Source organism: Thermodesulfobacteriota bacterium, from assembly GCA_040758155.1.
Lineage (GTDB): Bacteria > Desulfobacterota > Deferrimicrobia > Deferrimicrobiales > Deferrimicrobiaceae > UBA2219.
Genome location: JBFLWB010000173.1, coordinates 1 through 5,681 on the forward strand (window position 1 = coordinate 1; position 5,681 = coordinate 5,681).

The following is a 5,681-nucleotide window of genomic DNA, read 5'->3' on the forward strand; positions in this document are numbered from 1 at the left end:
GCCGGCGTGTCGGACCTTTTCAACGCCGAGGGCGGCGTGGCGGCCTCGATGTACGATTACCTGGACGAGGTGACCGACACGATCTCGGGGTCCATCGCCTCAAGGACGAAGGGGCTGACCTCGATCGTTACCAAGCTGTCCGACGAGATCGAGCGGGCCGAAGCGCGGCTGGAAGAGAGGGAGGAGGACCTGATCGCGCAGTTCGCGAAGCTCGAATCGATTCTGAGCTCGTATTCCACGCAGGCGTCGTACCTTTCCAGCATACTTTCCCCGTCGGAATGACCGGCGAGGGGCAGAGAGTCGCGGATAAACGAACAGGGGGACATGGAGAATGCGGCAGTTCGATGCGTACAGGAAAGCGACGGTGGACACTTCCGACAACGTGAAGCTTGTGTCTCTCCTGTTCGACGGGGCGGTCAATTTCCTGAAGGTGGCCCGGGGGAAGATGGAGCAGCGCGACATCGCCGGGAAGGGCATCTACATCGGCAAGGCCACGGCGATCGTCGGGGAGCTGTCCAGCTCCCTTAACATGGAGGAGGGCGGGGAGATCGCCCGGAACCTCCGCAGGCTTTACGATTTCGTCCTCGGCCGCCTCCTCCACGCCAACCTGAAAAACGACATGAAGGCCCTGAACGAGGCGGAGCGGGTGCTGGAAACGCTGCGCCAGGGCTGGAAGGAAATGGAACAGAACCAGGCAGCGGCCCACGCCGCCGCGTACCAGGCATCGGCGGGGACGGGAGCGAGAATGGCGGTCCAGGCGTGAGCGACGGGATGGAGGCGGCCTGTCTCCGCCTGCTCGACCTGGCGCGGAAGCAGAAGGACGCGCTCGATGCGGGAGCCCTCGACGAGGTGATTGCCTTGGCCGATATGCGCCAGAAGCTCCTTCTGGAGATTCAAAAAATTGACGGTTCCCCGGGACACAAGGGGCAGGACGGAAAACCGGCTTTCCCGGTTTCCCTCATCCGCAGGATCCTTTCCACCGATGAGGAAACCGCCGAGCTCGCCCGGTCCCGGATGCGGGGTATATCCATAAAAATAAGCGAAATCAATACGTTGAAGGTTTGCTACCAAGGGGCCGTCGACGGCGCGCGCCCTCGGGGGGGCGTCCCGGGCCGTTGAGGCGCCCGTTCCCGCCGGCTCTTCCCCCGTTCGATACCTTCCGCTTTCCCTCCCGGAAATCTCCTTTTTACCTCGATTATTTAATTGGCAAGGTTGTTGCATAAACACGGTAGCCGTGTTCTTGCGCTTCAAACCGCATCTCCGTTTCCGGGAGGTTCCGTGGCTACCGTACTGTTGGTCAACCCCGCCCTTGCGTACAGCGAATGGAACGCCGACCTGAGGAAACCGTCCCCCGATAGCGTATTCATCCGCCTCGGGCTTGCCTCTCTGTCCGGCGCCCTCAAGGAGCGGGGTCACACGGTGAAGCTGGCCGACTTGAGGATGCTGATGGGCTGGGAGGAGTATGAAAAGCTCGTAGAGCGCGTGTCCCCGGATTTCGTGGGGATCTCCGTCCACTCCGTGGAGTTCGGGTACGCCACCGAGGCGGCGCGGCGCGCGAAAAGGATCGTTCCCCGCGCGAAGACCGTCGTCGGCGGCGTCCACCCGACGATGTTCCCCGAGGAATGCCTGGAGCGGGAAGAGTTCGACTATGTCCTGAAAGGGGAAGGGGAGGTTTCGCTCCCGCTCCTGGTGGAGAAACCGTCCCGGTTCCCCCGCGAATTCTGGGGGGAGACGCCCGACCTCGACCGGGTCCCGTTCCCCGACAGGGAGCTGTGGCCGGACTTCAACGTACGCATGCAGTGCGAGCCGTTCGGCATCCGGGGGTACCGGTTTCCGACGCCCATGGCGGAGATGATCAGCACGAGGGGATGCCCGTACCAATGCACGTTCTGCTGCGGCCCGGGGGAGCACCAGGTGTACACGAAGCCCGCGCCAGACGGAAGCCGGAAGCCGTTCATCCGGGGGCGCAGCGTGGAGAGCGTCATTTCGGAGCTGGAGACGCTGATGGAGAAGTACGGCGTCCGCTCCGTGATGTTCCACGACGACCAGTTCATCCTGAATTCCGGATGGGTCGAGCGGTTCACGGAGACGCTGCGCGCCCGCGGGATCGTCGAGAAGGGGCTGAAGTGGGTGACGTCGAGCCGGGCGGACATCGTCTGCCGGAACGAGCGGCTGATCGGGAAGATGGCCGCCTCCGGGCTCGAGCTCCTGATCATCGGCTTCGAGTCGTTCAGTCCGCGGATATTGAAGTGGTTCCGGAAGGGGGTCACCGCCGAGGAGAATTTCCGCGCGGCGGAGATCTGCCGGAAGCACGGCGTGAAAGTGTGGGCCAACTACATCCTGGGCATCCCCACGGACACGGGATGGCACATGGAGGACGACCTGGCCACGGTCGAGGGCGTCATTCGGGTCAAGCCGGTCCATTATTCCCCCGCCCTGTACACTCCCGTGCCCGGAAGCGTGCTCTACCCGTTCTATCGGGACAACGGCCTCATCCTGGGGGAGGAGTCGCGCGGGAACCTGAACGACCGGGGAGCGATGGCCCCCAAGGTCAAAGGTGTCGATTACGAATTCCTCAAAGCGATCATGATGGACGACTCGGCGTTTGTGTGAGCCGGGATGAGAGAAGCGGAGGAGCGGATGAGCCTGCTCGAACCGATGGAAAGCCGGGACGGGGACCGGTTGCAGGAGATGCAATGGGCCCTCGAATGCGCCGGCCGGATTCTGAAGGAGAAGAAGGCCGTCTCGGACCGGCAGATGGGGCTGGTCGCGGCCGCCGAGAAGCGGATCGACCGGCTCGAGCGGCGGCTGGCCGGGGCGGAAGGGGCGTTGCAGCGGATCCTCAAGGGACAGTGTTTCATCGACCGGATGCCCGCCGATTCGCGCCCCGCGACGATTTCCTGCGGGATCACGGTGATCGTCCCGGTGAAGAACGGCGGGAAGGCCTTCGCGGAGCAGCTCGGGAAGATCCGGTCGCAGAGGAAGGTCGGGGAGGTCGAGATCCTCGTCCTCGACTCGGAATCGACGGACGACTCGGCCTCCGTCGCCGAATCGTTCGGCTGCCGGGTGGTGCGCATCCCCCAGAAGGAGTTCAACCACGGCGCGACCCGTCATAAGGGAGCTGGCCTGGCCCGGGGGGAATATCTCGTGTTCACCGTGCAGGACGCGGTCCCGGCGAGCAGCTACTGGCTCTACGGCATGGTGAGCCCGTTCTTCTCGGTGCCGGACCTCGGGGCCGTGTCCTCGGTGCAGCTCGTCCGCCCCGAGGCGGACCTGTACAGTCTTTGGACGAACCATGAAACGAACGCGATGATCGGGGCGGAAGGGGACACCGTCTACGGGCTTCTCCCCTCGTTCGATTTTCAGGACTGGGAGCTCCTGGACCCCGCGATGAAGCGCAGGCTGTCGTTCGTGGACAACGTCTCCTCCTGCATTCCGAAGAGCGTGTATGGCGAGGTGCCGTTCCGCCCCCTGATCAACGCGGAGGACATCGACCTCGGCATCCGGATGATCGGGAAGGGGAAGAAGCTCGGGTTTCTGATGTCGGCGGGCGTCTTCCACTGGCACGAGCGCGGCCCCGAATACGTCCTGAAGCGCCATTACATCGGCACGAAGGCGAACCTCTACACCCTGAAGAACTCCCTGCCCCGCTTCTTCGAGATGCAGGACATCGACTGGCGGACTTTCGTCGCTTACGTCTCCGATCTTCTCGACCTTGCGGCGGTCTCGCTGCCGGTACCGGAAGAAGTCGACCCCCGGCCGGTGAACGCGGCGATGGCGTTCGTGTCCTCCTTCCGTCGGCATTTCGACGCGTCCCCGGGCGAGATGTCGGATGCGCTCGGGAAAAACGGGGCGGCCGCCGTCGACCGGCTCGGGGACATCTGCCCGTCGATCCTGGACGGCGTGGAGTTGCCCTCCGGGGAGCGGCACCGGTTCCGCAGGAACTTCCTCGTTCCCCATTTTTTGAGGGGCGTCGGGAAATTCGCCGAGTACCTCGCCGGCAGGCAGTCTTCCTGGGCCGGCAGGGAGAAGGAGTTCCCGGACTGCATCCGGAAGATCCTTGCGTCGGTGGTCGGGGAGGCGGCGGGAGTCTTCTACCTCGAGGCGGAGACGCAGGGACGGCTCACGGAAGACCTCGAAAGGATGGACCGCCTGCTTGCCAAGGGCATCTGCCGGTTCTGACGCGATGAACCTGGTCCGGACCCGACAGGGGAACTATTCCCTGCGCGCCGCCGGTTCCGACGGCCGGGAGAAGACCTTCCACAGCATGTACGATCCAGTGGGAGAAGCCTCGGCGATGGTCGACTCCTTCCCCTTCGGCGGCGACGGGATGATCGTCGTGCTGGGTCTGGGGCTGGGCTACCATGTGGACGAGCTTCAGAGGCGATACCCGCATGCCTCGCTGGCGGTCGTCGAAGCGTCGCGGGAGATCCTCGATCTCTGCCGGGAGCACGGAACGGGGACCGAACCGTGCGAATCGGTACGGTTCGTCGTGGGAAAGACCCCGGCCGAGGCGGTGGCGGAGATCTCGCGGCTCCACCTCGAACGGGGGCTGCCCCCGCTTGCGGTCTTCCCCCTCGTGTCCGAGACGACGTCGTTCCCCGAATATTACGGCCCGATCCGCGACGCGCTCGAGCGGACGGTCTCGTTCCGGCTCTGGGACCGGCTGCGGTATCCGAAATTCCGGGCCGACCGGGCGACGGTCGCGCTGTTCGACTTCGGCTACTTCCTGACCGAGGAGATCGCGCGCGCGCTCGAGGCGCTCGGGCACGCGGTCGTGCGGGTTCGTGGCAGGAAGGACGAGACGTGCGGCCGCATCTTGGGCCGCGCCGTCGAGGCCATCGCCTCCGACCGTCCCGACTTCTTCCTGACCGTGAACCACTTCGGGTTCGACGAAGAAGGCGCGCTCGCGGATCTGTTCCGGTCGATCGAGATGCCGGCCGCGGTCTGGTATGTGGACAGCCCGGACCTCGTCGTGCGGGCCTTCCCGAAGAACGCCTCCCCGTTCTGCTGCGTCTTCGTCTGGGACGAAAGCTACGTGAAGTCGCTGAAGGCCGTCGGCTTCGAGCATGTCGCGTATCTCCCGCTGGCCGCGGACGAGACGGTCTTCCGCCCCGGGAACCTGTCTCCCGCGGAAAAACGGAGGATCGGCTCCGACGTCGGGTTCGTCGGAAACTCGATGGTGACCCCTGCGAGGGAATGGCTGCTCAAGGTGTCCCGGGAGCTTCGGGGCGCAGTCGAACGGACTGCGCAGCGGCTCGGGGCCTCGCGAAACCTCCCGTTCGCGGAAGCGGCGGAGGCGGCGATGCACGCCGGGGAGCGGGCCGCGTTCGAGGCGTTGACGGGGAAGGAACGGTCCGACTTCGAGGCGGCGGTCCTGTGGCGCGCCACGCTTCTTTACCGGCTTTCCCGCCTGCGGGCGATGGAGGAGTTCCGCCCCTTCGTCCGCGGCGACGCGGGCTGGAAGGGGCTGCTGAACGGGCGGTTCCGCCTGGGTCCTCCACTCAATTACTACCGGGAGCTGCCGGCCTTCTACAACGCCTGCAAGGTCAATTTCAACGCGACCAGCGTGCAGATGGGCGCGGCCGTGAATCAGCGGGTGTTCGACGTACCTGCGTGCGGCGCGTTCCTCTTGACCGACCACCAGGCGTCGGCGGAGGCGCTCTTCGACGTCGGCGGGG

The 5,681-nt window shown here is 65.0% G+C and carries 6 protein-coding genes; all 6 read left to right on the forward strand.

Annotated features, from left to right (window positions below; translation table 11 throughout):
• On the forward strand, positions 1 to 282 hold a 282-nt coding region (gene fliD, locus AB1346_11980; protein MEW6721160.1), incomplete at its 5' end, for a flagellar filament capping protein FliD.
• Positions 283 to 331: 49 nt separating this feature from the next.
• A complete protein-coding gene (fliS, locus tag AB1346_11985; GenBank protein MEW6721161.1) occupies positions 332 to 763 on the forward strand; it encodes a flagellar export chaperone FliS in 432 nt (143 codons plus the stop codon).
• Positions 760 to 1,119: a flagellar protein FliT gene (locus AB1346_11990; GenBank protein ID MEW6721162.1), complete on the forward strand. Its 360-nt coding sequence runs from the start codon at positions 760 to 762 to the stop codon at positions 1,117 to 1,119. Before fliS ends, AB1346_11990 begins: the two co-directional genes overlap by 4 nt.
• A gap of 159 nt (positions 1,120 to 1,278) precedes the next feature.
• Positions 1,279 to 2,613, forward strand: coding sequence for a radical SAM protein (locus AB1346_11995; GenBank protein ID MEW6721163.1), 1,335 nt, complete (start codon positions 1,279 to 1,281; stop codon positions 2,611 to 2,613).
• Positions 2,614 to 2,640: 27 nt separating this feature from the next.
• Entirely contained in the window at positions 2,641 to 4,182 is a 1,542-nt protein-coding gene (locus tag AB1346_12000; GenBank protein MEW6721164.1) for a glycosyltransferase family 2 protein, read from the forward strand.
• Positions 4,157 to 5,681: DUF3880 domain-containing protein (locus AB1346_12005; GenBank protein ID MEW6721165.1), on the forward strand; the 1,525-nt coding region annotated here is incomplete at its 3' end. The genes AB1346_12000 and AB1346_12005, both read left to right, overlap by 26 nt.